Source organism: Massilia sp. UYP32, assembly GCF_050434365.1.
Lineage (GTDB): Bacteria > Pseudomonadota > Gammaproteobacteria > Burkholderiales > Burkholderiaceae_D > Telluria > Telluria timonae.
On sequence record NZ_JBNDIK010000043.1, the window covers coordinates 1 to 25964 of the forward strand.

19 protein-coding genes are annotated in these 25964 nt (G+C 67.8%); 4 read left to right on the forward strand and 15 right to left on the reverse strand.

The features are described from left to right. Positions 1-585: 585 nt before the first annotated feature. Entirely contained in the window at positions 586-813 is a 228-nt protein-coding gene (locus tag ABIB42_RS25065) for a hypothetical protein (RefSeq protein WP_005667154.1), read from the forward strand. Next, complete coding sequence (locus tag ABIB42_RS25070) at positions 810-1940, forward strand: amidohydrolase family protein (RefSeq protein ID WP_005667155.1); 1131 nt, start codon at positions 810-812, stop codon at positions 1938-1940. The genes ABIB42_RS25065 and ABIB42_RS25070 overlap by 4 nt, the downstream gene beginning before the upstream one ends. A gap of 4 nt (positions 1941-1944) precedes the next feature. Here the strand turns inward: ABIB42_RS25070 and ABIB42_RS25075 are convergent, their stop codons facing one another. The 5 genes from ABIB42_RS25075 to ABIB42_RS25095 form a co-directional block, all read right to left on the reverse strand. Beyond that, positions 1945-3327, reverse strand: a complete 1383-nt coding sequence (locus ABIB42_RS25075; RefSeq protein WP_313634250.1) for a sensor histidine kinase — start codon at positions 3325-3327, stop codon at positions 1945-1947. Between the two features lie 10 nt (positions 3328-3337). Continuing rightward, positions 3338-4018, reverse strand: a complete 681-nt coding sequence (locus ABIB42_RS25080) for a response regulator transcription factor (protein WP_005667157.1) — start codon at positions 4016-4018, stop codon at positions 3338-3340. A gap of 7 nt (positions 4019-4025) precedes the next feature. Beyond that, positions 4026-7220 (reverse strand): efflux RND transporter permease subunit, encoded by a 3195-nt coding sequence (locus ABIB42_RS25085; RefSeq protein ID WP_429249177.1) that lies wholly within the window; start codon positions 7218-7220, stop codon positions 4026-4028. Positions 7221-7226: 6 nt separating this feature from the next. After that, positions 7227-8447 carry an efflux RND transporter periplasmic adaptor subunit gene (locus ABIB42_RS25090; RefSeq protein ID WP_429249178.1) on the reverse strand — a complete coding sequence of 407 codons (1221 nt, stop codon included), beginning with the start codon at positions 8445-8447 and terminating at the stop codon, positions 7227-7229. A gap of 280 nt (positions 8448-8727) precedes the next feature. Further along, positions 8728-9609 (reverse strand): alpha/beta fold hydrolase, encoded by an 882-nt coding sequence (locus ABIB42_RS25095; RefSeq protein ID WP_229409793.1) that lies wholly within the window; start codon positions 9607-9609, stop codon positions 8728-8730. Between the two features lie 404 nt (positions 9610-10013). On the opposite strand from ABIB42_RS25095, the gene ABIB42_RS25100 reads away from it, so the two are divergent. Then, positions 10014-12266, forward strand: a complete 2253-nt coding sequence (locus ABIB42_RS25100; protein WP_229409794.1) for a sensor histidine kinase — start codon at positions 10014-10016, stop codon at positions 12264-12266. A gap of 8 nt (positions 12267-12274) precedes the next feature. On the opposite strand, the gene ABIB42_RS25105 is transcribed toward ABIB42_RS25100, so the two are convergent. The 7 genes from ABIB42_RS25105 to ABIB42_RS25135 all read right to left on the reverse strand — a co-directional run bounded on the left by ABIB42_RS25105 (position 12275) and on the right by ABIB42_RS25135 (position 21295). Then, complete coding sequence (locus ABIB42_RS25105) at positions 12275-12637, reverse strand: VOC family protein (protein WP_005667164.1); 363 nt, start codon at positions 12635-12637, stop codon at positions 12275-12277. A gap of 35 nt (positions 12638-12672) precedes the next feature. Continuing rightward, a complete protein-coding gene (locus ABIB42_RS25110) occupies positions 12673-13038 on the reverse strand; it encodes a response regulator transcription factor (RefSeq protein ID WP_005667165.1) in 366 nt (121 codons plus the stop codon). Then, the gene (locus tag ABIB42_RS25115) at positions 13035-14612 is read right to left on the reverse strand and encodes a sensor histidine kinase (protein ID WP_273036447.1); all 1578 of its coding nucleotides are present in this window, start codon (positions 14610-14612) and stop codon (positions 13035-13037) included. Before ABIB42_RS25115 ends, ABIB42_RS25110 begins: the two co-directional genes overlap by 4 nt. A gap of 34 nt (positions 14613-14646) precedes the next feature. Next, positions 14647-15339, reverse strand: a complete 693-nt coding sequence (locus ABIB42_RS25120) for a response regulator (protein WP_005667167.1) — start codon at positions 15337-15339, stop codon at positions 14647-14649. A 118-nt stretch (positions 15340-15457) separates the two neighbouring features. Further along, positions 15458-17050, reverse strand: coding sequence for a sensor histidine kinase (locus ABIB42_RS25125; RefSeq protein ID WP_005667169.1), 1593 nt, complete (start codon positions 17048-17050; stop codon positions 15458-15460). A 15-nt stretch (positions 17051-17065) separates the two neighbouring features. After that, positions 17066-17725, reverse strand: coding sequence for a response regulator (locus ABIB42_RS25130; RefSeq protein ID WP_005667170.1), 660 nt, complete (start codon positions 17723-17725; stop codon positions 17066-17068). 372 nt (positions 17726-18097) lie between these two features. After that, complete coding sequence (locus ABIB42_RS25135) at positions 18098-21295, reverse strand: PAS domain S-box protein (RefSeq protein WP_429249179.1); 3198 nt, start codon at positions 21293-21295, stop codon at positions 18098-18100. Positions 21296-21404: 109 nt separating this feature from the next. Between ABIB42_RS25135 and ABIB42_RS25140 the strand changes: the two genes are divergently transcribed. Then, a complete protein-coding gene (locus ABIB42_RS25140) occupies positions 21405-22094 on the forward strand; it encodes an SOS response-associated peptidase family protein (RefSeq protein ID WP_184238640.1) in 690 nt (229 codons plus the stop codon). A 38-nt stretch (positions 22095-22132) separates the two neighbouring features. Here ABIB42_RS25140 and gudD read toward each other — a convergent pair whose 3' ends face one another. The 3 genes from gudD to ABIB42_RS25155 are packed head-to-tail and all read right to left on the reverse strand — an operon-like array spanning position 22133 to position 25608. Further along, positions 22133-23473 (reverse strand): glucarate dehydratase, encoded by a 1341-nt coding sequence (gene gudD / locus ABIB42_RS25145; protein WP_429249180.1) that lies wholly within the window; start codon positions 23471-23473, stop codon positions 22133-22135. Positions 23474-23523: 50 nt separating this feature from the next. Beyond that, complete coding sequence (locus tag ABIB42_RS25150; RefSeq protein ID WP_429249181.1) at positions 23524-24492, reverse strand: Bug family tripartite tricarboxylate transporter substrate binding protein; 969 nt, start codon at positions 24490-24492, stop codon at positions 23524-23526. Between the two features lie 42 nt (positions 24493-24534). Further along, positions 24535-25608 carry a porin gene (locus ABIB42_RS25155; protein ID WP_005667176.1) on the reverse strand — a complete coding sequence of 358 codons (1074 nt, stop codon included), beginning with the start codon at positions 25606-25608 and terminating at the stop codon, positions 24535-24537. Positions 25609-25964: the final 356 nt, after the last annotated feature.

Sequence of the window (25964 nt, forward strand, 5' to 3'; positions counted from 1 at the left end):
CTCAACGGCACTCGAGTCGTTCGGCATCACTCCGCCCGACCGCTTCGTCGCCATCATAGACCAGCTCCGCCGCGGCACCTTCAATATACGAGAGTAGAATTATTGAGCAATTTCTCCGCTTGATCGGCAGCTATTCTCAATGAGCAGCTGTCTGTAATCAGGCAGCGAAATAAAGAGGGTCAGAGTCGAATTATTAGCCAATTGATTTTCAAAAATTGGCAAACAATTCGACACTGACCCTCTTTATTTTTGGCCCGTGCGAGCGCTATCAGCGATGAATATCGTTCTCCATTCTAATTAGTTCTGCGTTTGCAATAAAAATGGCGTTCAATAGGGCGCGAATAATGAGGGTCAGCGTCGATTTATCGAGCAATTTCTTAGATTGCCGATCAGTTCGACATCGATTTCTCAGCTAGACCAGAGATATTGCCCAATAATTAGGGTCCGAGTCGAATTATTGACCAATTGATTTACTGAAGTTGTCAAACAATTTTACTCTGACCCTCATTAGTGCGCTTGTAAGCGCGCGCGGCTCGGCGGTATTGGCTTGTAGAATGGGTGCAGTCTCATTGCCTGGAAATTGCCATGTCGCGTCTCTTGCATTGTGTCGTGCTCGCTTTCTTGTTTGCGTCGTGCCAGGGCGCTTTGGGACAGCAGCGGGCCTTGCTGATCCAGAATGCGCATGTCGTCAGCCTCGATCCGCAGCAGGGCGACCGGCGCGAGGCCGACGTGCTGGTGCGCGATGGGAGGATCGTCGCTGTCGGGCCCGAGCTCGAGGCGGCGGGGCCGAGCGGATCGATGCGCGCGGCATGATCCTGCTGCCGGGACTGGTCGACACCCATAACCACCTGTGGCTGAGCGCGGCGCGCGGGCAGTTTCGCAATACGCCGGACACCGACTATTTCGCGCTCAAGAAGCGACTGGGGCGGCACTACACGCCGGACGACGTTCGCATCGGCACCTATGTCGGCGCCATCGAGACTCTGGCCTCGGGCGTCACGACCACCGTCGATTTCTTCCACAACTTGCGCAGCCCGGCGCACCTCGAGGCGGCCGAACAGGCGTTGCTGCAAAGCGGCATCCGCGCCCGGTTGCTCGCTGGCGCGCATGACGACCTGGGGCCGGCCGAGAGCGTCGACCTCGACCTGCTCGCCGCCGCGGCGGCGCGGGCGCGGCCGGGGCGGGTCACGCTGGGGCTGGGCTGGCGCGGCGTGGGGGAGGGCAAGGCCGACGTGGCCGCGACCGGCCGCCGCGAGATCGCGGCCGCGCGCAAGCTCGGTTTGCCGGTCTCGGTGCATTCCGGCGGCAAGCGCAACGGCGCCCTGGCCGCCAGCGGCCTGTTAGGGGAGGACGTGCAGATCGTGCACGCCACCGGCGCCACGCCCGCCGAGCTGGCGGCATTTCGACAGGCCGGCAGCGCGCTCTCGCTGACGCCGGTCACCGAGCAGCGCGTCGGCTATGGCCTGACCGTCCTCAGCGACTACGCGGCCGTGGGTCGCATCGGCCTGGGCATCGACGGCACGGCGCTGGCGGGCAGCGCCGACCTGTTCGCCAATATGCGCCTGCTTGCGCTCACCGAATCGGGTGCCGCCAAAAAGGAAACGGCGGTCGCGCCGCGCCGCATCCTCGAACTGGCGACCATCGAGGCGGCGCGTTCGATCGGCATGGACGACCAGATCGGTTCGATCACGCCCGGCAAGCGCGCCGACCTGATCCTGCTCGATACCGGCGCCCTGAACATGTCCCTGGCCGCCAATGCCGATCCCTACGCCCTGATCGTGTACTCGGCCACGCCGGCCAACGTCGACACGGTGATCGTCGACGGCGTCGTTCTCAAGCGCGGCGGCCGCCTGCTCGGCGTCGACGTGCCCAGGGTGATGCAAGAGGCGCGCGCCTCGATCGATGCCATCCTCGAACGCGCAGGCGCTGCTTCCAGATAAAGCCTCAATAGGTTTGCGCAGCCGGATTGGCCTGCAACAGCAGGGTGGCGCGCAGGCCCGGATGGTTGTCTTCCAGCGTCAGGCTGCCGCCGTGCAGGCGCGCGACGGCCGAGACCACGCTCAGGCCCAGGCCCACGCCCGGCGTGCCGCGGCTGGCGTCGACCCGGTAGAAGCGCTCGATCACGCGCGTGCGCTCGTGTTCCGGAATGCCCGGGCCGTTGTCGGCCACCACCACCGCGACCCGCTCGGCATCGATGCGGCGCGCCGTGATCGCGATCGCGCCACGCACCGGCGCGTATTTCAATGCGTTGTCGGCCATATTGCCCAGGGCCTGGGCCAGCAGCACCGGGTCGCCCACCACCCGCAAGTCCTCGGGCGCGTCGAAGCCCAGGTCGATGTCCTTCAGCTCGGCCACCGGGCCATAGAACTCGGTGACCTCGGCCCCCAGCGCGGCCAGGTCGACCTCGACGAAACCGCCGCGCCGGCTGCCGCTGTCGATCTCGCTAAGCCTCAGCAGCGCGTTGAAGATGCCCATCACGCGATCGACGTCGTCGATGGCGGCGTCGATCTCGGCGAAGGCTTCTTCGCTCGGCGGACGCGCCACCGACAGTTCCTCGAGCCGCGCGCGCAGCTCCGACAGCGGCGTGCGCAGGTCGTGCGCGATCGCGTTGGAGACGTCCTGCACCCCGGTCACCAGGTGCTCGATCTGGTCCAGCATGCGGTTCACGGTGCGGGTCAGCTGCTGCAGCTCGTCGCCGTCGCGCGGCTCCACCAGGCGGTGCGATAGCTTGCCTTCGATGATCGAGGCCGTGGTCTGGCTGATGCGCTGCACCCGGCCCAGGAGCGCGCGCCGGATCAGGACGCCGCCCAGCGCCGCCCCCACCAGCACCGCCAGCGCGCAGCCCAGCAGGCCATAGGCGAACAGGCGCTCGAGCTGCTGGAAGCGATCGAGGTTGCTGGCCACCAGGAGAGAATAGCCGTCTTCCAGCGTCACCCGCACCAGCTCCACGTTGCGCGGCTTGTCGTCGACCCGGATCGTCACCTGGCACAGGCCATCGCGCTCGGGCACGCCCTCGGGCCATTCCGGCAGGTTGCCGGCCAGCTTGGCGCCGTCGGGCGCCACGAACAGCATGATCTTGCGCACGCCGTCGTTGACGCCATGGACCTGGCTGTCGATCGCCGCCGCCAGCGCCGGCGGCCCCTGGCGCTCGAACAGATTGCGCAGGTGGCGGGCGTCCGACTTGAGCAACTGGGTGCGCACCTCGCCGATGTTCTTGTGCCAGGCGAACCACAGCGGCGCGGCGAACATCGCCAGCACCAGCAGGGTGACGACGGCGTAGCCGATCGCGATGGTGCGGGCGGAAAAGCTGGGCAGGCGCAGGTTCAAAGGACGTGTCTCACGGCTGGTCGGTCAGCATGTAGCCGGCGTTGCGCACGGTGCGCAGCAGCGGCGTCGCAAAGCCCGCGTCGATCTTCTGGCGCAGCTTGCTGATATGGACGTCGATGACGTTGGTCTGCGGGTCGAAGTGGTAATCCCACACGTTCTCGAGCAGCATGGTGCGCGTCACCACCTGGTTGGCGTGGCGCAGCAGGTAAGTGAGCAGCTTGAACTCGCGCGGCTGCAGCGCCACCGGGCGGCCGGCGCGCGTGACGCGGTGCGCCAGCATGTCGACCGACAGGTCGCCCAGGCTCATCACGGTTTCCACCGCCTGGCTCTGCGAGCGGCGCAGCAGGGCGTCGAGCCGCGCCAGCAGCTCGCCGAAGGCGAACGGTTTCGTCAGGTAGTCGTCGCCGCCGGCGCGCAGGCCGCGGATGCGGTCGTCCACGCCGTCCAGCGCCGAGAGGATCAGGATCGGCACCCGGTTGCCCTGCTGGCGCAGGGCTTCGATGATGCCGAGGCCATCAATCCCGCCCGGCAGCATGCGGTCCATGACGATCGCGTCGTAGGGCTCGCTGACGGCATGGTACATGCCGTCGCGGCCATTGTCGGCGTGGTCGACCGTATGGCCGGCCTCGGTCAGCCCCTTCTTGACGAAGCGGGCCACGCGTTCATTGTCTTCGACGAGTAACAGTTTCACGGCAGTCTCATTGGGAAGTCGGCATTGTATCCGCTGCCTCGGCCTCGGCCTCGGCCTCGGCCTTCGGCGCGTGCGCCGGCGCGGGCGGCGGCGTGTGGGCCACCGGCGGCTTCGAGCGGCCCGCGACCAGCACGTAGAACAGCGGGATCAGGAAGGTCGCCAGGAAGGTCGCCGTCATCATCCCGCCGATCACGCCGATGCCCAGCGCGTTCTGGCTGCCCGAACCGGCGCCGCTCGAAATCGCCAGCGGCGTCACGCCCAGGATGAAGGCCATCGAGGTCATGATGATCGGGCGCAGACGCACCTTGGACGCTTCCAGCGCCGCCTCCACCAGGCCCATGCCCTGCATCTGCAGCTCGCGCGCGAATTCGACGATCAAGATCGCGTTCTTGGCCGACAGGCCGATGGTGGTCAACAGGCCCACCTGGAAGAACACGTCGTTTTCCATGCCGAAGGCGGTCGCCGCGCCGAGCGCGCCCAGCACGCCGATCGGCACCACCATGATCACCGAGATCGGAATCGCCCAGCTTTCGTACAGCGCCGCCAGGCACAGGAACACGACCAGGATCGACAGCGCGTACAGCAGCGGCGCCTGGGCGCCGGCCTGCGATTCCTGCAGCGAGATGCCGCTCCATTCGTAGCCGATGCCCTGCGGCAACTGGCCCACCAGCTCGGTCATGATGGCCATCGCTTCGCCGGTGCTGTAGCCCGGCGCCGGCTGGCCCTGGATCTCGGCCGACTCGATGCCGTTGTAGCGCGCCATCGCTGGCGAGCCCCAGGTCCAGCGCGCGGTGGCGAAGGACGAGAAGGGCACCATCGCGCCGTCGCCATTCCTCGCGTACAGGTGGCGCAGGTCGTCCGGGTTCATGCGGAACTGGGCGTCGGCCTGGATGTAGACGCGCTTGATGCGGTTGTCGGTGTCCAGGAAGTTGTTGATGTAGCGCGAGCCCCAGGCGGTCGAGAAGATCTGGTCGACCTGGGTCAGGTCGACGCCCAGCGCCGCCGCCTTTTCGCGGTCGATGTCGATCTTGTAGGTGGCGTTGTCGGCCTGGCCCGAGAAGCGCACGCGCTGTAGCCGCTGGTCCTTGGCGGCCAGCTCGAGCAGGCGGTCGCGCGCCTGCCCCAGCGCCTCGTGGCCCAGGCCGCCGCGGTCCTGCAGCTGCAGGTTGAAGCCGGTGGCCGAGCCCAGGCCGCGGATCGACGGCGGTTCGACGGTATTGATCACCGCGCCCTGGAAATTGGCGTAGCGCGCGCTGATGCGGCTGGCCAGCGCCGACACCCCCAGCTCGTCGCCCTTGCGCTCGTCCCATGGCCGCAGGCGCACGAACAGGCGGCCCTGGTTCTGGCCGCGCTGCGGCTGAGAGGCGCCGTTGGTCATGAAGGTGGCCTCGACCACCGCCTTTTCTTCGTTCAGCAGGTACTGGCTGATCTCTTCCAGCACGCGGCCGGTGATTTCCTGGCTGCTGCCGGCCGGGGTCTGCACCTGGACGAACATGAAGCCCTGGTCTTCCTTGGGCAGGAAGCCGCCCGGCAGGCGCAGGAACAGGGCGATCACGATGCCGACCATGACCAGGTACACCACCATCCACAGGGCGCGCCGTTTCAGGATGCGCGATACGCCGCCCAGGTAGCGGTCGCGCGTGTTGTCGAACGAGCGGTTGAACCAGCCGAAGAAGCCCTTCTTTTCATGGTGGTTCGGATCGACCGGCTTGAGCATGGTCGCGCACAGGGCCGGCGTGAGCGTCAGCGCGATGAAGGCCGACAGCAGCATCGAGGCCACCACCGTCAGCGAGAATTCGCGGTAGATCGCGCCCACCGTGCCGCTCGAGAAGGCAACCGGCACGAACACCGCCGACAGCACCAGGGCCACGCCGATCAGCGCGCTGGTGATCTGGCCCATCGCCTTGATGGTCGCTTCCTTCGGCCCCAGGCCGTCCTCGTGCATCACGCGCTCGACGTTCTCGACCACCACGATGGCGTCGTCGACCAGGAGGCCGATCGACAGCACCAGGCCGAACATCGACAGCGTATTCACGGTGAAGCCGAGCGCCGCCATGATGCCGAAGGTGCCCAGCAGCACCACCGGCACCGTGATCGACGGGATCAGGGTGGCGCGGAAGTTTTGCAGGAACAGGTACATGACCAGGAACACCAGCACGATGCCCTCGATCAGGGTGTGCACCACGCCGCTGATCGATTCCTCGATGAAGGGGGTGACGTCGTTCGGGTAGACCGTGCGCAGGCCCGGCGGGAAGAACTGGCCCAGCTCTTCCAGGCGCGCACGCACCCGTTCCGCGGTCTCCAGAGCATTCGCGTTCGGCGCCAGCTGGATGCCCAGGCCCGACGCCGACTTGCCGTTCAGGCGCACGTCGACGTTGTAGTTCTCGGGGCCCAGCGCGACCCGCGCCACGTCGCCGATGCGCACCGACGAGCCGTCCTGCTGCACCTTGAGCAGGATGCGCTTGAACTCGTCGGGCGTGCGCAGCATGGTGGCCTGGTTGATGGTGGCGCTGAGCATCTGGCCGGGGACGGCCGGCAGGCCGCCCAGCGCGCCGCCCGCGATCTGCACGTTCTGGGCGCGGATGGCGTCGGCCACGTCGAGCGGGGTCAGTTGGTAGCTGGTCAGCTTGACCGGGTCGAGCCAGACGCGCATCGCGTACTGGGTGCCGAACAGGTTCATGCTGCCCACGCCCGGGATGCGGCTGAGCGGATCCTGGATGTTCGAGGCCACGTAGTTGGCGATGTCGAACTTGGTCATGCTGTCGTCGTCCGACACGAAGGCGGCGACCATCAGGAAGTCCGAGGTCGACTTGGTCACCTGCAGGCCGGACTGCTGCACCTCGCTCGGCAGGCGCGGCACCGCGGTCTGCAGCTTGTTCTGCACCTGCACCTGGGCGATGTCGGGATCGGTGCCGGCGGTGAAGGTCAGGGTGGTGGTCGAGCGGCCGGTGTCGTCGCTGGTCGACTGCATGTAGAGCAGGTTGTCGATCGCCGTCATCTGCTGCTCGATCACCTGGACCACGGTGTTCTGCATGGTGTCGGCCGAGGCGCCGGGGAAGGTGGCCTGGATCTGCACCGACGGCGGCGACACCGGCGGATACTGCTCGACCGGCATCTTGAACAGGGCGATCCCGCCGACCAGCATGATCAACAGGGAAATCACGATCGCGAAGATCGGACGCTGGATGAAGAACTTTGGCATCGTCGCTTATCCCTGGCGCGCTGCGGCCGTGGCAGTGCCGGCGGCGGCGGTGGCCGGCGCCGCCGGCGCCTGGCTGGCGGGCACCGACGGCGCGCCGATCCTGACCACGGTGCCGGGACGCAGCTTCTGGGTGCCGCTGACCACCACGCGTTCGCCTTCCTTCAGGCCTTCGTCGATCAGCCAGTAGCCGTCGACCAGGGCGCCGGTGCGCACGGTGCGCAGCTGGGCCTTGTTCTCGCGGTCCACGATCATGACGGTCGCGGTGCCCTGCGGGGTGCGCGAGACGGCCGGCGCCGGCACCCGCATCACCGACTGGCGCACGCCCTGGCTGACGCTGGCGCGCACGAACATGCCGGGCAGCAGCAGCTTGTCGGGATTCGGGAAGCGCGCGCGCAGGGTGACCGCGCCGGTGGCCTGGTCGACCGTCACGCCGGAAAACTCGAGCGTGCCGCTGCGAGCGTAGGTGCTGCCGTCCTCCAGGGTCAGGCTGACCCTGGCGGCGTTGGCGCCGTCCATGCGCACCCGCCCGGCGGCGATCTCGCGCCGCAGCAGCAGGCCGTCGACGCTCGATTGCTGCAGGTCGACGTACATCGGGTCGATCTGCTGGATGGTGGTCATCAGGGTGGCGGCGCTGCCCTGGACGTAAGCGCCTTGCGTCACCGCCGATACGCTGCTGCGGCCGGTGATCGGCGCGCTGACGCTGGTGTAACCCAGGTTGATGCGGGCGCTCTCGACGGCGGCTTTGGCGGCGGCGACGTCGGCCGCGGCTTCGAGCTGGGCGGCTTCCGCGTTTTCGAATTCCTGCTTGCTGACAGCGTTTTCCTTCACCAGCACCTGGTTGCGCTTGAGCTGGGAGGTATTGCTGGCCAGGGTGGCCTGGGCCCGCTGCAGCTCGGCCTCGGCGCTGGCCAGCGCGGCGCGGTAGGGCGCCGGATCGATCAGGTACAGCGGCTCGCCCGACTTGACGTCGGCCCCTTCCCTGAAGCGGCGCTCCTGCACGATGCCGTCGACCCGGGCCCGGACCTCGGCCAGCAGGAAGGGCGCGGTGCGACCCGGCAGGGCGATGTTGAGCGCCACGTTGGACGTGTTCATCGTCAGGACGGCCACCTCCGGAACGGCGGGCGCGACGGGTTTCGGGTCTTTGGCGCAGGCGGACAGCAGCAGCGCCGCCAGCGCGGCGGCGCCAAGGGCCGGCTGGCGCCGGCGTGAGGAAGTGGTCGAGGGCATGTGGTTGGATCCGGATTGCAAGGTTGAGAGCGATATTTTCCCAACCTTCGATCATGCCCGGCGCAGGCTTAAGACGGGGTGTGCGAATGATTAATTTTAGTTAATGTGCCTTCCCGTGTGCCAGAATGGCCATGGATGAGCGATAGATTTTCTTGTCGCGCCGCTAACGGCTGAGCGATAGCAATTTACCGCACGACCTGCGGCGCGTCCTGCACGCTCGCGCCGCAGCAGGGAGGGGGAGTATCTTGCCTGCGTGGTCCGGCATGGGGGAGTATCCAGCTTAGTGGCCCACGGTTTCGCCGCGCGCGAAGGCCAGCAGGTCGGCATTGACCCGGTCCTTGTGCGTCTCGGTCAAGCCGTGCGGCGCGCCGGCATAGGCGATGAAGGTCGCGTGCGGCACCAGCCGCGCCGAAGCCCGGCCGCCGACGTCGATCGGGACCACCTGGTCGTCGTCGCCGTGGATGATCAGCGTCGGCTTGTCGAATTTCCTGAGGTCGTCGCGGAAGTCGGTCTCGGAAAACGCCGCGATCGAATCGTAGGTATTCTTGTGCCCGCCCAGCATTCCCTGCAGGAACCACGACTGGATCAATCCCGGCGATGGCGTCGCGCCCGTCCGGTTGAAGCCATAGAAGGGGCCGGACGGGATGTCGAGGTAGAGCTGGGCGCGGTTCTCGAGCTGGCCGGCGCGGATGGCGTCGAACACCTCGCGCGGCACGCCGTCGGGGTTGTCGGGGCGCTGCACCATCAGCGGCGGCACGGCGCCGATCAGGGCCAGCCGGGCGATGCGGCCGGTGCCATGGCGGCCGACGTAGCGCGCCACCTCGCCGCCGCCGGTCGAAAAGCCGACCAGGCAGACGTCATTGAGGTCGAGCAATTCGAGCAACTGGGCCAGGTCGTCGGCGTAATGGTCCATATCGTTGCCGTCCCACGGCTGGCTCGAGCGCATGTGTCCGCGCCGGTCGTGTGCGATCGTACGGAAGCCGTTGTGCGACAGGTGCAGCATCTGCGCTTCCCAGCTGTCGGCGCCCAGCGGCCAGCCGTGGCAGAACACGACCGGCCGGCCGCGGCCCCAATCCTTGTAATAGATGTCGACGCCGTCGCGGGTGGTGAAGGTGGCCATCGTGTGTCCTTTCGGCATGGTGAGTGGGAGCGCCGGGACCATGGGTGAAATCGCCGGCAACACCGATTGTTCCGTATTGTCCAGCGAGCGGTGTCGACCGGATCAAGTCGGGGCCATGCAGCGACCCGCAGCAGGTGCGGCGATCGTGCACCGGGATGACACATGAAATCCTGGTCAATCCCGGGCTGCTACCGAAAGAAATTGCGGGTCAAAACCAGTGTTGCCGGTGAGCTAGCACTTCTGACAAGCTAGAATGTCAATAAACTGATCCGGCCGTGGCGAACAGGCCACGGAAGATATTGAACAGGGCCTGTCACGAGTTCTCGTAGAGCAACTATTCACGTAAAATCGACCGGTTACATATCCCATACAAGTTCTCGTTGATGCGTATGCCAATTGTCCGGAATCTGCCGCGCACCCTGCTTCCCCGCGGACTGGCAGGCTACATGGCGCTCGCAACCTCGGTTCTGTGCGCCGTCCTCACCATCATCCTGGTCGCCCTGGTCCAGAACCAGGCGCGCGACCATGTGCGCGAAAGCATCGGCTTCGGCCTGGGCGAGCTGGCCCAGCAGGCCGCGGACAAGCTCGACCGCGGCATGTATGAGCGCTACCGCGAGGTCAAGCTGCTGGCGCGGCGCATCGCCGACCTGGGGCCGCATGCGACGCTGGAATCGCAGCGCCGCATGCTCGACGACGCCCATCGCAGCTATGGCTATTACAGCTGGCTGGGGATCGCCACCGTGGACGGCCGGGTGCAAGTGGCCGCGCGCGGATTGCTCGAGGGCGCCAATGTGGCGGCGCGGCCGTGGTTCGCCAACGCGCTGGCCGGCACCCACATCGGCGACGTGCACGAGGCGCTGCTGCTCGCCAAGCTATTGCCTTCAGTGAATGGCGAGCCGCAGCGCTTTGTCGACGTCGCGTTTCCGATCGAGGCTCCCGATGGGCAGCCGCGCGCGGTGCTGGGGGCCCACCTGTCATGGCAGTGGGCGCACGACGTCGAACGCTCGGTGATCGAGCCGATCCAGGCCGGGCGTCGGGTGGACGCCCTGATCGTCGATACCAAGGGCCTGGTGCTGCTGGGCCCGCCCGGCCTGCAGGGCACGACCATCGACACCGCCAGCCTGCGCCGCGCGCGCGCCGAGCGCGGCATCGGCTACGTGCTGGAGCGCTGGTCGGATGACAGGGAATACCTGGTCGGCTACAGCCAGACCGACGGCTATGCCGACTATCCCGGCCTGGGCTGGACGGTGCTGCTGCGCCAGGAGGCGGGCAATGCCTATGCGCCGGTGCACCGGCTCGGCCAGTACGCGTTGTGGACCGGGGTGGGGCTGGCGGTGCTGTTCTCGACCGCCGGCGCGCTGGTGGCGAACTGGATCACCCATCCGATCAAGAACCTGCAGGCCTATGCCGACCGCATCCGCCGCGGCGGCGCCGCGCCCCTAGTGCCCGACGAGCGTTCGTATGACGAGGTGCGCAGCCTGTCGAGCGCGCTGAACACGCTGCTGGCCGACCTGGTGCGGCGCGGGCGCGAGCTGGAAGAACTCAACCACACGCTGGAACAGCGGGTGACCGAGCGCACCCAGGAGCTGGCGAGTGCCCTCGCCATCGTTCAGCAGAACGCGCAGCACATCAACACCATCATCGAGACTGCCCACGACGCCTTCATCGGCATGGACCTGGACGGCGTCGTCACCGACTGGAATACCCAGGCCGAGCGCATGTTCGGCTGGCGCCGCCACGAGGCGATCGGGCGTCCGCTGGCCGAACTGGTGCTGCCGCAGCGCTACCACGACTCGCTGCGGCGCGCCATCGTCGAGTTCCGCACCACCGGCCACACAGGCGCCCTGAACCGGCGCGTCGAGCGCACCGTGCGCACGCGCCAGGGCGAGGAATTCGCGATCGAGATGACGGCCGGCATCGCCGGCATCGGCGAGCGCAGCTTCTTCAGCATCTTCCTGCACGATGTCTCGCTCAGGAAGCGCGTCGATCAGATGAAGAACGAGCTGGTGGCCACCGTCTCGCACGAGCTGCGCACGCCGCTGACCTCGATGCGCGCCTCGCTTTCGCTGCTCAAGAGCGGCGCGGCCGGGACGATCGATGGCGAGATCCAGGAACTGGTCGAGATCGCGCACCGCCACTGCGAACGCCTGGTGCGTCTGGTGAGCGATATGCTGGACGTGGAAAAGATCGAATCGGGCCGCCTGTCGGCCGTGCCCAGGCCCCAGCCTCTGATGCCGATCGTGGAAGACGCGCTCGGCGCGATGCGGGTCCAGGCCCAGGATGCCGGGGTCGAACTGCGCAGCCGCTGCGAAGCGGGCCTGGAGCGGCAGCCGGCCGAGGTCGACCGCGACCGCATCACCCAGGTGCTGATGAACCTGCTGTCGAACGCGCTCAAGTATTCGCCGCCCCAGGGCGCGGTGGAGGTCACGCTGGCGCGCAGCAGCCGCGGCCTGCGCATCAGCGTGGCCGATCGCGGGCCGGGCATCCCGCCGGAATTTCGCGCGCGCATCTTCCAGCGCTTCGCCCAGGCCGATCCGGGCTCGGACCGCAAGACCAGTTCAGGGCTCGGCTTGGCGATCAGCCGCCAGATCATGGTCGAGCATGGCGGCGAACTGTCGTTCGAGGACCGCGCGGGCGGCGGCACGTGCTTCCACGTCGACCTGCCCTCGAGGGTGTCGGAGCGCGCGCTCGCGGCCTGAAGGCCGTGTCAGGCGCCGGCGTCGGCCGTCCACACGGCCAGCTCGTAGCCGTCCGGATCGATGAAATGGAAGCGCCGTCCGCCGGGGAACGAGAAAATGTCCTTGCTGATGCGGGCGCCGGCGTCGACGACCCGGCGTTGGGTCGCTTCCAGGTCGTTCGAGTGCAGGATCACCAGCGGGCCGCCCGCGCGCACCGGCCCGTCGGTCGTGAAGCCGCCGGCCAGGCGGCCGTCGCGGAACTCGGTATAGCCGGGGCCATAGTCGACGAAGGACCAGCCGAACACCTCGCCATAGAAGGCCTTGCTGCGGGTGATGTCGGCGACGTTGAATTCGATGTTGTCGATCTGGTGGTGGTTGCCTTGGTTGCCCACGATGCGTCTCCCTGAAAGTATTGGAGCCGTCGACCCTACGCGAGCAGGCCGGCGGCAGCCTCCACCAGCGCCTCCGGACTGAAGGGCTTGACCATGTAGTAGTCCGCCCCCGCGGCCAGGCCGGCCGCCACGTCGCTCTGCTGGCCGCAGGCCGACAGCAGCATGATCTTCATGCCGGCGGTCGCAGGCGCGTCCTTCAGCTTGCGGCACAGTTCCAGGCCGCTGATGCCTTCGCCCAGCCAGACGTCCAGGATCAGGAGGTCGGGCACGCAGCGCGCCAGCTCGGCCAGCGCGGCCTCGGCGCTGGACGCCTGGCTCACCTCGCCCAGCGCGCGCAGGGTCAGGCGGATCAACAGGCGCAGGTCGGGCTGGTCGTCGACGACGAGGATGCGGCGCGTCATCGAGCGGCCTCCGGGTCGGCGGGCACGCCGTCCCGCGGCAGCCAGACGGTCACGCGGGTGCCGTCCCCGGGGTTCGAGGCGATTTCCACCAGGCCGCAGTGGACCGCCACGATCTCGCGCACGATGGTCATCCCCAGGCCGTTGCCCGGCACGTCGGGCAGGGCGCCGGCGCGCCAGAAGGCGTCGTACACCTGGGTTCGCTGTTCAGGCGTCATGCCGACGCCGCGGTCGCTGACGGTCACGGCGGCGCCCGGGCGGCCGTCGCGCGCTTGGGGCCCGATGCCGATCTCGACCTGGCTGTCGGGCGCCGAATAGGCCAGGGCATTGGCCACGATATTGGCCAGCGCCTGCTGCACGCGCTGCGGGTCGGCCACGATCGGCGCCAGGTCCGGCGCCGGCCGCAGGACGATGCGGCGGGCCTGCGCCGCATCCTCGATCCCGGCTTTCACTTGCTCCAGCACCTGGGCCAGGTCGAGCGGCCCCGGGTGCATCTGGTCCGAGCCGCCCGAATCGATGCGCGCCAGGTCGAGCATCTGGTTGACCAGGCCGATCAGGCGCGTGGCCTGGCGGTGGATGATGTCGATCAGCTCGCGGCCGGTGGCGGCGTCGAAGTCGCGCTTGAGCAGCAATTCCGAAAAGCCCAGGATGCTGGCCATCGGCGTGCGCAGCTCGTGGCTGGCGGTGCGGAAGTACTCGTAGCGGCGCCGGTTGGCCTCGCGCACGCGCTCCTGCTCGGCGCGGTGCCAGGCGACGTCGCGCACCGTGGCTACCAGGTAACCCTGGCCGTCGAGCGTCATCTCGGCGATCGAGACCTCGGCCGCGAAGATGCTGCCGTCCGGGCGCCGGCCATTGCCTTCATGCCGCGCCACCGGCTTGGGCTGGATGCCGATCAGGGTGCTGGGCGGCACCCCGGCCAGCACCTTGCAAGGCGCGCCGAACATGCGTTCGGCGGCCGGGTTGCACGACTGGATCGTGCCGGCCGCGTCGAACAGCAGCACGCCGTCCGGCAGGTGTTCGAGCAGGGCGCGCACGGTCTGGGCATTGCGCCGTTCGCGCTCGGCCACGGCCTTCAGTTCGAGGGCGGCGACTTCATTGGCGACGATGCCGGCCAGGTCGCGCAGCAGGGTGCGTTCGTCGGGGCCGAATTCGCGCGGCACGCGGTCGATGATGCACAGGGTGCCGATGCGCGTGCCGTCGCCGATGTCGATCGGCGAGCCGGCATAGAAGCGCACCGCGCTCTCTCCCCGCACCAGCGCGCTGTCGGCGAAGCGCGCGTCCTTGCAGGCATCGGCCACCACCATCACGTCGTCCTGCAGGATGGCGTGGGCGCAGAACGAGGCCGCGCGCGGCGTCTGCTCCAGCGCCATGCCCACGCGCGACTTGAACCACTGGCGCTCGGCGTCGATCAGGCTGACCAGCGCGGTCGGCACGCCGAACAGGCGCGCGGCCAGCCGCGTGATGCGGTCGAAGCGCTCGTCGGGCGGCGAGTCGAGCAGGTCCAGGTCGATCAAGACCTGCAGGCGGCGCGCCTCGTCGGCGGGCGGGGAAGCGGGAAGGTGGGGCGTCTCGTTCATTTTCTTGAGCTTGCGGTGGCGGGTGCGACCGGGTTCAGGGTGTCGCCGGCAGCCGCGCGGTGACCGCGGCGCGCAGGGCCGCGAGCGGGGCCGGCTTGGTCAGGAATGCGACGTCCTCGGGCAGGCCCAGGGCCAGCACCGCCGGCTTGTCCATGCCGCTGACGACCACCAGCGGCAGGCTGGCGGTGGCTGGATTGCCGCGCAGGGAGCGGATCATGCCGAAGCCGTCCAGGCCCGGCATGTGCAGGTCGCTCACCAGCACGTCGGGCCGCGCTTCGCCGATCCGCACCAGCGCCTCGATGCCGTTGCTGGCCTTGCGCACCGCGAGGCCCAGGCCCCAGGTCGAGATCTCCAGCTCATACAGGCGCAGCAGCATGGCGTCGTCGTCGACGATCAGGACGCTGCGCACGGCGCCGCCGGATGCGCCGTCCAGCACGATCGGACGCGGAATTGGCGCAGATCGCGGCGCAGATCGCGGCGCAGGCCGGGGCCCTGCGCTCGCGCCGCTCAGGGCGGCCCGCCGTTCGTCGAGCAGGCGTGCGACCGAGTCGAGCGCGATGCGGCGGTGGCCGCCCGCCGTCTTCCAGGCCTGCAAGGTGCCGTTCTCGACCCACATCTGCACCGTGCGGTGCGATACGCCGATCCGCTCGGCGGCCTGCCTGGTGGTGCAGTAGGCGGCCCGGTCGAATGAACGTCCTTCGGTAACTCGTTGATCGGCGGTTTTCATATTTACTGATTTTACCGTTTCACATTTGCCTGTCAAGGACAAAGCACGGGCCGGCCGAATTACCGCTGAGCAAACCGAGGAAGGATGGGGCAGGTGTGGCGCGGGCGGTACAACCGCCTCAGCCGACTCCTTCTTCGGTGAGGACGGGAGGCAAGTACAATGTGACCTCGGTGCCGACGCCGAACTGCGATTCGAGCACGATCTGGCCGCCATGCAGGTCGACGATTTCCTTGAGGATGGTCATGCCCAGGCCGCTGCCCGGCACGCCGGACTCGCGGTCGACCCGGTAGAAGGCATCGAACACCTGGGCCTGCTGCTGGGGCGTCATGCCCAGGCCCTGGTCGCGCACCCGGATCGCGACCATGGACCGCCCGTCGCGCCGTTCCAGCCAGGCCCTGATCGCGATCGGGGTGGCGGGCGCGGAATACTTGATGCTGTTGCTGACGATATTGGTCAGCGCCTGCTGCATCTTTTGCGCGTCGGCCGCCAGCGGCGGCAGGCCGGGCGCGAGGTCGGTGCGCACCCTGTGCGCCTGGCCCAGGCCTTCCAGGCTGGCCAGGGTCTGCTCCACCAGCGCCGGCAGCGCGACCGCGGAGAGCTTGAGCTCGGCTGCGCCGCCGGCCTCGATGCGCGCCAGGTCGAGCAACTGGTTGACCAGGTCGACCAGGCGCGCCGACTCGCGGTGGATGATCTCGACCAGCTCGCGCTGGGTGGCGGCGTCGAAGTCGCGCTTGAGCAACAGCTCGGAAAAGCCCAGCACGCTCGACATCGGAGTGCGCAGCTCATGGGTGGCGGTGGCGAAGTGGTGGCGCCGGCGCGCGTCGGTGGCGCGTGCGCGTTCTTCCTGGGCGCGGCGCTGGGTGATGTCGCGCACCGTGACGGCGAATTTCGGCCGCGCGGCCCAGGCCATGCGGCAATACGAGAACTCGACCGGGAAGCGGCTGCCGTCCAGGCGCCTGGCCCCGGTCTCATAGGGGGCGCCCTCGACCAGCAGGCCGGCGCGACGCCGGCTCACCAGGTCTTCGTCGAGCAGTTCGGCCAGCGGGCGGCCGGCCAGCATGGCGCCGCTGGCGCCGAAGATCTTTTCGGCGGCCGGGTTGGCGGCGACGATCACGCCATGGACGTTGAGCATCAGGATTCCGTCCGGCAAGTGGGCGACCAGGGCTTTTTCCCAGCCTTCGGGCGCCGGGCGTCCGGCCGGGCGCGCGCGCAGCTCGTCGCCGGCGATCGCCGCCAGGTCGCGCAGGGTCGCCATCTGGTCCTGGTCGAACTGGCGCGCCTGGCTGTCGATCACGCACAGGGCGCCGATCCGGCTGCCGTCGGGCGCGGCCAGCGGGATGCCGGCATAGAAGCGCACGCGCGGCTCGCCCAGCACGAAGGGATTGGCGGCGAAGCGCGGGTCTTGCCGGGCATCCTCGATCACCAGGCCGTCGGCGTGCTGGATGGTGTGGGTGCAGAACGAGGCGGCGCGCGAGGTTTCGGCAATCTCGATGCCGACCCGCGACTTGAACCACTGGCGCTCGGCGTCGACCAGGGCGACCAGCGAGATCGGCACGCCCAGCAGGCGGCAGGCCAGGCGGGTGATGCGGTCGAAGCGTTCCTCGGGCGGGGTGTCGAGCAGTTGCAGCTCGTGCAAGGCCCGCACGCGCGCGGCGTCGGGCTGGGGATCGGGCAAGGCGGTACGAACGGTCTTGTGCGGCTCGTGTCGCATTCTTCTTGGTCCTGGTTAAGTCTCCATGGCTCGCTCGCTGGTGCCGAGGATCTGTTCGACCCTGGCGCGCAGTTCGGGGAAACGCACCGGTTTGGAGAACACCGGTATGTCGGACGGTAAACCCATCGAAGCGATCGTTGCCCGGTCCAGCCCACTGATGACGATGATGGCCATCTTGCCATAACGCGGGTCGGCGCGTAGCGTGCGTACCATGCGGAAACCATCCATGCCCGGCATGTTCAAGTCGCTGATCAACAGGTCGGGTTTGGCTTCGCCGATGCGGATCAGGGCGTCGAAGCCGTCGCGCGCCTTGATCAGCTCGGCATCCAGGCCCCAGCCCGAGATTTCCAGCTCGTACAGGCGCAGCAGGGTGGCGTCGTCGTCGGCCATCACGATGCGGCGCGCCGAAGAGGGCGCCGCCGGCGCGGCCGGCGAACTGGCGGCCGCGCCGCCCGTCACCGCCTGGTTGCGCTGGGCCACCAGCCGGTGCACCGAGGAGAGCAGGATGCGGCGGTGGCCGCCCGCCGTCTTCCATGCCTGCAGCACGCCGCCCTCCACCCACAATTGCACGGTGCGGTGCGACACGCCGAGCAGGCTTGCGGCCTCCTTGGTCGAACAAACTTCCGAGGAAGCGGGATCTGGCTGCCCCGGCGATGGACTGCTGTGCGATTTCATGGATTCAGGTGTGCATATGGTTAAGTGCCCCGCCGGCAAGGCCGGCAACAACGCGCAGAGCATGCTTGCCGGATGGACAAGCATGCCAAGCGGGCATCATACAGGCATGCCGACATGCGCAACAAATACGCACGGGCAAGTCAACAATCTATCAAATTCTCACAATTTGCGATAGCGAAACTCGATAATCCGTTTCTTTATTGTAACTTGCGGTGGCGTTGTTATGCAGCACAATTGGAACACCATTCCTTGCCGGTGGCGCCGGCTTTCCGGTTTGCTCGCCACCGTGCACGACAGCCAGCGCCATCCATCGCCCCAGCTACAGCGCGTGAACGGCCGGACGATATGCGGCGCGACGCCTGAACGCCCGGATCAGGCCAGCTTTTCCAGCAGCGCCTGCAGCTGTCCGGCGTCGTAGGGCTTGGGCAGCAGCGCGTCGGCCACGCTCGACGCGTGGCTGGCCCCGCTCATGAAGGCGACCCGCGCGCGCGGCAATCTTTGCCTTACCGTATGCGCCAGCGCTTCGCCTCCCAGGCCCGGCAACTGCAGGTCGGTCAGCACGACGTCCGGCCGCCGCTCCAGCAGCGCCAGCGCCGCCTCGGCGCTGGCCGCCTCCAGCACCTCGTAGCCCATGATGCGCATCAGTTCCGCGGTGTTCTCGCGGATGTCGTCCTCGTCTTCCACCAGCAGCACGCGCGCCTTCGAGCCGGCCGGCGCGGCGGCGCCGTCCGCCGGCTGCAGGGCCGCGTTCTTCTGCTGCTGGTTGGCCAGCACATGGCGGATCTTGCGCGCCAGGGCGTCGCGGGTATAGGGCTTGCCGAGCAGTTCCACGCCCGGATCGAGGCGCCCCCCGTGCACGATCGCGTTCTCGGTATAGCCCGAGGTGAACAGCACCGCGACGTTCGGCAGGCGCTCGCGCGCCTTCTTCGCCAGCTCCGGGCTGCGCAGGGGACCCGGCATCACGACGTCGGTGAACAGCAGGTCGATGTGGATGCCGCTGTCGATCACGGTCAGGGCCGAGGCGGCGTCGCCGGCGCGCAGCACCCGGTAGCCCAGGTCGGCCAGCATGTCGACCACGGTCAGGCGCACCTGCTCGTCGTCCTCGACCACCAGCACGGTCTCGTGGCCGCCGGTCGCCGGCTGCGCCAGCTGCTCGCCGGCGTGGTCCTCGGCCTGCAGCGAACGTGGCAGGTAGATCTTGACCGTGGTGCCTTCGCCGACCTCGCTGTAGATCTTGACGTGGCCGCCCGACTGCTTGACCAGGCCATACACCATCGACAGACCGAGACCGGTGCCCTTGCCCTCGGGCTTGGTCGAGTAGAAGGGCTCGAAGGCCTGGTCGATGACTTCCTGCGGCATGCCGCTGCCGGTGTCGCTCACGGCCAGCAGCACGTACTGGCCGGGCGCGACCTCCGTGTGCGCGGCGCAGTAGGCGGCGTCCAGCGCGGCATTGGCGACCTCGATGGTGAGCCGGCCGGCGCCGTCCATGGCGTCGCGGGCGTTGATCGCCAGGTTCAGGATCGCGTTCTCGAGCTGCGCCGGGTCGACCTCGGTGGTCCACAGGCCGCCCGAGATCACCATCTCGACGTCGATCTCCTCGCCCAGCGCGCGCCGCATCATGTCTTCCATGCTGGCCAGCAGGCGGCCGATCTTGACCGCCTTCGGCTCGAGCGGCTGGCGGCGCGCGAACGACAGCAGGGAGCTGGCCAGCTTGGCGCCGCGCTCGACGCCGTTCATGGCGTTCTCGACGCGCTTCTTGATCTCGGGCAGGCCGTCGGCGCGGCGCGCGATCAGCTGCAGGTTGCCGCCGATGACCTGCAGCAGGTTGTTGAAGTCGTGCGCCACGCCGCCGGTCAGCTTGCCGATGGTCTCCATTTTCTGCGCCTGCTGCAGCGCGGCCTCGGTGCGCCGCATGGCCTCCATCCGGGCCAGGTCGGTGCTGATGTCGCGGCCCACCGCGTGGATGTACTGGTCGTCGGGCGAGGCGGTCCAGGACAGGTTGCACCAGCTGCCGTTCTTGCGCCGATAGCGGTTCTCGAAGCGGTAAACCTGGCCGCCCAGGCGCAGCACCTCGATCTGGCGCGTGGTGGATTCGCGGTCGTCCGGGTGCACCAGGTCGAGCAGAGGAGTTGCGAGCACCTCGGATTCAAGCCAGCCCAGGATGGTCGTGAAGGCCGGGTTCACGGCGGACAAGGTCCCCTGCAAGTCGGCCACCAGCATGATGTCCTTCGACAGCCGCCACATGCGGTCGCGCTCGGCCGTGCGGCGCTCGACCCGTTCCTCGAGCGTGGCGTTGACGGCGGCCAGCGCGTCGCTCGCGCGCTTCTGGTCCTCGATGTCGATGCTGCTGCCGATCCACAGCGCGCCGTCGCCGGCCTCGCCCGGCTCGCGCCGCGCGCGCACCAGGTGCCAGCGGTAGTCGCCGTCGTGGCGGCGCAGCCGGATCTCGGCGTCGAGCGGGGCGCCGGACGCCACGCTGGCGTCCCACAGCGCGCGGTAGCGCGGCTCGTCGTCCGGATGCACCAGCGGGCTCCAGCCATGGCCCAGCAGGGTCTGGGGCGCGGCGCCGGCATTGGCGTATTCGTGCACACGGTCGTTGATCCATTCGACGCTGCCGTCCTCGTGCGCCGCCCACACGTGGTTGGGCATGGCCTGGGCGAAGGTGCGAAAGCGCGCCTCGCTGGCGCGCAGCGCGCGTTCGGCGCTCACCCGCTCTGTGACGTCGTTGCCTTCCACGAAGGTGGCGAACACCGCGCCATTGGCGTCCCGCAGCGGCTGCAGCACGAAGTCGATGAAGAAGTGCGCCGGCGCGTCCAGTCCGGGATTGCGCAGCGTGAGTTCGACGCCCTCGGCGCGGAAGGTCGTGCCTTCGGCGAAGCAGCGGTCGAGCACCTCGACGATGCCGCGCTCGGCCAGTTCCGGCACCGCCTGCGCCACCGGCATGCCGAGCAGGGGGCGGTTGCCGGTCAGCGCGCGGTAGGCTTCGTTGGCCAGGGAGTAGCGGTGTTCGGCGCCGTCCAGCAGGCAGATGAAGCCGGGCGCCTGCTCGAACATCGTGTTCAGGCGCTCGCGCTCGGCGCGCACATGGCGCTCGGCCTTGACCTTGCTCGACGTTTCCACCACCACCGACATCACGCCGGCGATGGCGCCGTCCTGGTCGCGGATCGGCGAATAGTCGAGATTCATCCAGACCTGCTCGGGCTGGCCGCTGCGGTGCAGGGTCAGTTCCTGGTCCTGGTAGCTGAGGGTGCCGCCGGCCAGGCCCACCTTCATCACGTTGTCGTTGAAGTCGGCCACCTCGGGCCAGCCTTCCCGCACTTTTGAGCCGAGCAGCACCGGGTGGCGCCCGCCGGCGAACACCCGGTAGGCGTCGTTGTAGATCATGTAGCCGTCCTCGCCCCACAAGGTCACGATCGGCGCCGGGGTGGCCATGATCAGGGCCACCGTGGTCTTGAGCACGGTCGGCCAGCCTTCGATGGGGCCCAGGCTCGTGGTGTCCCAGGGGAAGGCCAGAATCAGTCGCGAAGTCTCGTCAGTGGCGGGCAGGAAGGGAAGGCTGGCTGGCGGCATCGGTGCGATTGCTAAAAGGTGAACGACGCATTTTACACTTCAGTTATCATGGGGAACGCCATGTTCGCTGGCACTGTTATTTTTAGGCAACAATTTCCAGGTCTTTTTCATGTGCGTAAATTATCGTCCTCCGACGCCCGAGCAATTCAACGGCCGCATTGGCGCCTTCAGCATCCTGCCGCGCGACTGGCACTGGCCCGAGGAAACCTGGAAGGATTACGCGGCGCCGATCCTGCGCGCGGCGCCCGGCTTGCCGCCTGGCGCCTGCGTGGCCAGCTATGGCATGGTGCCGCGGCGCCACATCCCGCCCGAGGTCAAGCCTTTCGACACCATGAATGCGCGCGCCGAATCGCTGCTCGAGCGGCGCTCGTTCGCCCCTGCGTGGCGCCGCCTGCAGCTGTGCGCGGTGCCGATGCTGTGGTTCTACGAGCCGTGCTACGAGAGCGGACGCGCCGAGCGCACCGCGATCGGCATGGCCGACGAGTCGATGTTCTGGGTGGCCGGCCTGTGGCGCGAATGGCAGGAGGCCGATGGGGAGATGTCGACCGCCTTCACCCAGATCACCATCAATGCCGACGACCATCCGCTGATGCGGCGCATGCACAAGCCGGGCGACGAGAAGCGCTCGCTGGTGCTGCTGGCGCAGGAGGAGGTGGGGGACTGGCTGGCCTGCCGCGACACCGACGTCGCGCGCAGCTTCCTGCGCCATTACCCGGCCGAGGCCATGAAGGCGTGGCCGGCGCCGCTGGCGCCGAAGCGCGCGGCGCCGCCGCCCTCGCCGAACCTGGAGCTGTTCTAGCCCCGCGCTAAAGACGGCGCACGCGCCGGGCCACGGCTTCAACGCACCAGGCAGGGGCGCTTGTTGTCGAACTTCCAGTCGCGCACCAGGTATTGCATGGCGACCGCGTCGTCGCGCGCCCCCAGCCCCATGTTCTTGTAGGCCTGGTGCGCCAGTTCCAGCTTGTCGGGGTCGAGTTCGATGCCCAGGCCCGGCTGCCGGGGCACCTGCACCATGCCGCCTTCGATGGTGAGGGGACGTTTGGTCAGGTGCTGGCCGTCCTGCCAGATCCAGTGGGTGTCGATCGCGGTGACCCTGCCCGGCGCGGCGGCGCCGACGTGCGTAAACATCGCCAGCGAGATGTCGAAGTGGTTGTTCGAATGCGAACCCCAGGTCAGGCCGAACATCTCGCACAGCTGGGCCACCCTGACCGAACCCTGCATGGTCCAGAAATGCGGGTCGGCCAGCGGGATGTCGACCGACTGCAGCTGGATCGAATGGGCCATCTGGCGCCAGTCGGTCGCGATCATGTTGGTCGCGGTGCGCAGCCCCGTCGCGCGCCGGAATTCGGCCATCACTTCGCGTCCCGAGAAACCGTTCTCGGCGCCGCACGGGTCTTCGGCATAGGCCAGGATGCCGTGCTTGTCGCGGCACACGCGGATCGCGTCGGCCAGCAGCCAGCCGCCGTTGGGGTCGAGCGTCACGCGCGCCTGGGGGAAGCGCTCGTGCAGGGCGACAATCGCTTCCATCTCTTCGTCGGCCGACAGCACGCCTCCCTTGAGCTTGAAGTCATTGAAGCCGTAGCGCGCCTGGGCGGCCTCGGCCAGCCGCACGATGGCCTCGGGCGTGAGCGCTTCTTCGTTGCGCAGGCGATACCAGTCGTTGTCGGCGTCCGGCTCGCTGCGGTAGGCCAGCGGCGTGCGCTTGCGATCGCCCACATAGAACAGGTAGCCCAGCATCTCGACCGCGTCGCGCTGCTGGCCGTCGCCCAGCAGCGCCGCCACCGGCACGCCCATGAACTGGCCGAGCAGGTCGAGCAGCGCCGATTCCACGGCCGTGACGGCGTGGATCGTGGTGCGCAGGTCGAAGGTCTGGAGGCCGCGGCCGCCCTGGTCGCGTTCGGCGAAGGCGCTGCGCATGGCGCCCAGCACCTTGTTGTAGTCGCCCAGGGTCGCGCCGATGATGAAGGGGCGGGCATCCTCGATGGTCTGGCGGATAGCCTCGCCGCCGGGCACCTCGCCCAGGCCGGTATTGCCGGCGCTGTCGGTCAGGATGACGATGTTGCGGGTGAACCAGGGGCCGTGCGCCCCGCTCAGGTTCAGGAGCATGCTGTCCTGCCCCGCGACCGGGACGACGCGCAGGCTGGTGACGACGGGGGCATTCGGATTCGGGTTGCGCATGATGTACGGGTCAAAAAAGTGGAGGTTCAGGAAAAAGCGCTGGCGCCGGATCAGTCGATCTCGATCTTGCCGTTGGTGATCACGTCGCGCCAGCGCGCCAGTTCCTGGGCCTGGAACTTGGCGAACTGTTCGGGCGACGAGGCCACGATCTCGAACCCCTGCTCGCTGAGCTTGTCCTTGATCTGCGGGTCGCGCAGCGTGTTCACGATGGAGGTGTGCAGCCTGGCCTTGACGTCTTTCGGCAATCCCTTCGGCGCGGCGATGGCCTGCCACGAATACACGTCGACGTCCTTGACGCCCGATTCGGCGAGCGTGGGCACGTTGGGCAGCGCCGCCGACCGGTTGGCGCCGGTCACGGCCAGGGCCCTGAGCTTGCCGGACTTGATATGGCCGAGCACGACGTTGATGTTCTGGAACGAGACGTTGGCATGGCCACCGAGCAGGTCGGTGATCGCCGGCGCGCCGCCCTTGTAGGGCACGTGCAGCCCCGAGGTGCCGGTCTTTTGCCAGAACAGCGCCGCAGTCAGGTGGTCAGAGCTGCCCGCGCCCGAGGTGGCGAAGGTCACCTTGCCGGGATGCTTCTTGAGGTAGGCGATGAAGTCGCCCACCGTGTTGGCGGGGACGGTGCCATTCGTCACCAGCACGTTCGGGGCCTGCACCGCCACCGTCAACAGGTCGAAGTCCTTCGATGGATCGTAGGGCAGCCGCTTCTGGAGCAGGGGATTGACCGAGTACACCGCGATCGAGGCCACCATCAGCGTATGGCCGTCGGGAGCCGCGCGCTTGACGTAGCCGGCGCCGATCGCGCCGGTGGCGCCCGGACGGTTGTCGACCACCCAGGGCTGGCCCAGCGTCGCGCTGATTTTCGGGCCGATCGCGCGGGCGATGGCGTCGGTCGATCCCCCGGACGGGAAGGGCACGACGGCGTTGATGGCCTTGCTCGGAAATGGCGCGGCCTGCGCGCCGCCCATCAACGCCAGGCCCAGCAGCAGGGACGATACGGTCGTATTCATTCTCATGATGTCTCCTCGTTATAAGTATTCAAGCGTATTCAAGCGTGATCAGAAGCTGTGGCGCATGCCGAGGTTGTAGCCGGTGTCGCCGCTGCCCGCTTCGGTATTGTTCGCAATGGTATAGCCGGCGCCGTTGCGGTTGTCGACGTGGCCATAGGCCGCGTACAGGCCGGTGCGTTTCGACAGCGCGTACAGGTAGCCGATGCCCCAGGCATTGGCGTCCTGGTTGAATGCCGTGCGGTCGTCCTTGTGCAGCACCGACGCCATGAGGGTGCCGGCGCCGATCGGCGCCGTCACGCCCAGCAGGACGCTGCGGCCGTCGGTCGACGGCGTCGGCCTGGTCCCGCCGTAGGGATTGTTCGGGTTGATCAGCGGCGCCGCATTGAAGCCCTTGTCGACGCTGAACCCCGCATGCAGCTTGACGCGCGCCAGCTTGTACGATGCGGCCAGCAGGTAGTTGCGGCCCAGGGTCCGTTCCACGGCCGGCGTGGCGCCGCTGGCCGGGACATCGGTGTTCTTGTTGTTGTAGACCAGGCGCAGCGCCAGCGGGCCGGCGGCGTAACCGACCGCGCCGCCGAACTGGCGCCCCACCGAGGAGTCGTCCTGTTCGCCGACGCTGTACGCCAGCTCGGCGTCGAAGCCGTTCACCCTGGGTGTCGCGTAGGTGATGGTGTTGCTGGTGCGGATATTGGCGCCGTTGTGGGGGAACAGGCTCTTGGCGCTGCCCGCGTAGCCGGTGCTGAACGGATCGACGATGGTCACCATCGCGGTGTGGTAGGGCGTGTACTGGCGGCCCAGGGCCACCGCGCCATAGCCGCCGCGCAGGCCGACCAGGGACTGGCGGTTGAAGATCGTGCCGGCGGCGTCGATTTCGCCGGTGTCGATCTTGGCGCCGCCCTCCAGGGTGAAAAAGGCCGACACGCCGTCGCCCAAGTCCTCCACCCCGCGCAAGCCGAAGCGCGAGGCGGCGCCGACGCCGCTCGTGACCTTGGTGATCCGCCCGTTCGCGCCGCCATCTTCGACGATGATGCCGGCGTCGACGATGCCGTAGAAGGTCACGGACGCCTGCGCATGGGCGACGGTGCCGGCGCAGGCCAGCGCCAGCGCTGCCAGTTGTTTCATGCTTGTCTCCTGTGATATGGCCGGATTGTTTGTCATCCGTACGCAGCCGGCGCCAGTGAATATCGGCGCGGCAGAGCCATCATAGGACCGGGATCGATTCCCGAGCAATTCAAATGCTGTCGTGTCTGATTCAATAATTGAATCGATCGCGGCGGCAGGTGGGTTCAGGCCTGGAGAAAGGCGGGGTTGATTACAGTTAGTTCGAAAGCTACTTGAAACTTCTCAAACTTGCCCACTTTGAGAAAGTTTGGCTCGACGATAGCGGTAGTTGTCAACAAAGATGTCGCGTCAAGTCATGCGGCTTTTCTTAATTGCTCTGGCGGTTTCCGTTCCGGATTCAGCCAGACTTCATCGTT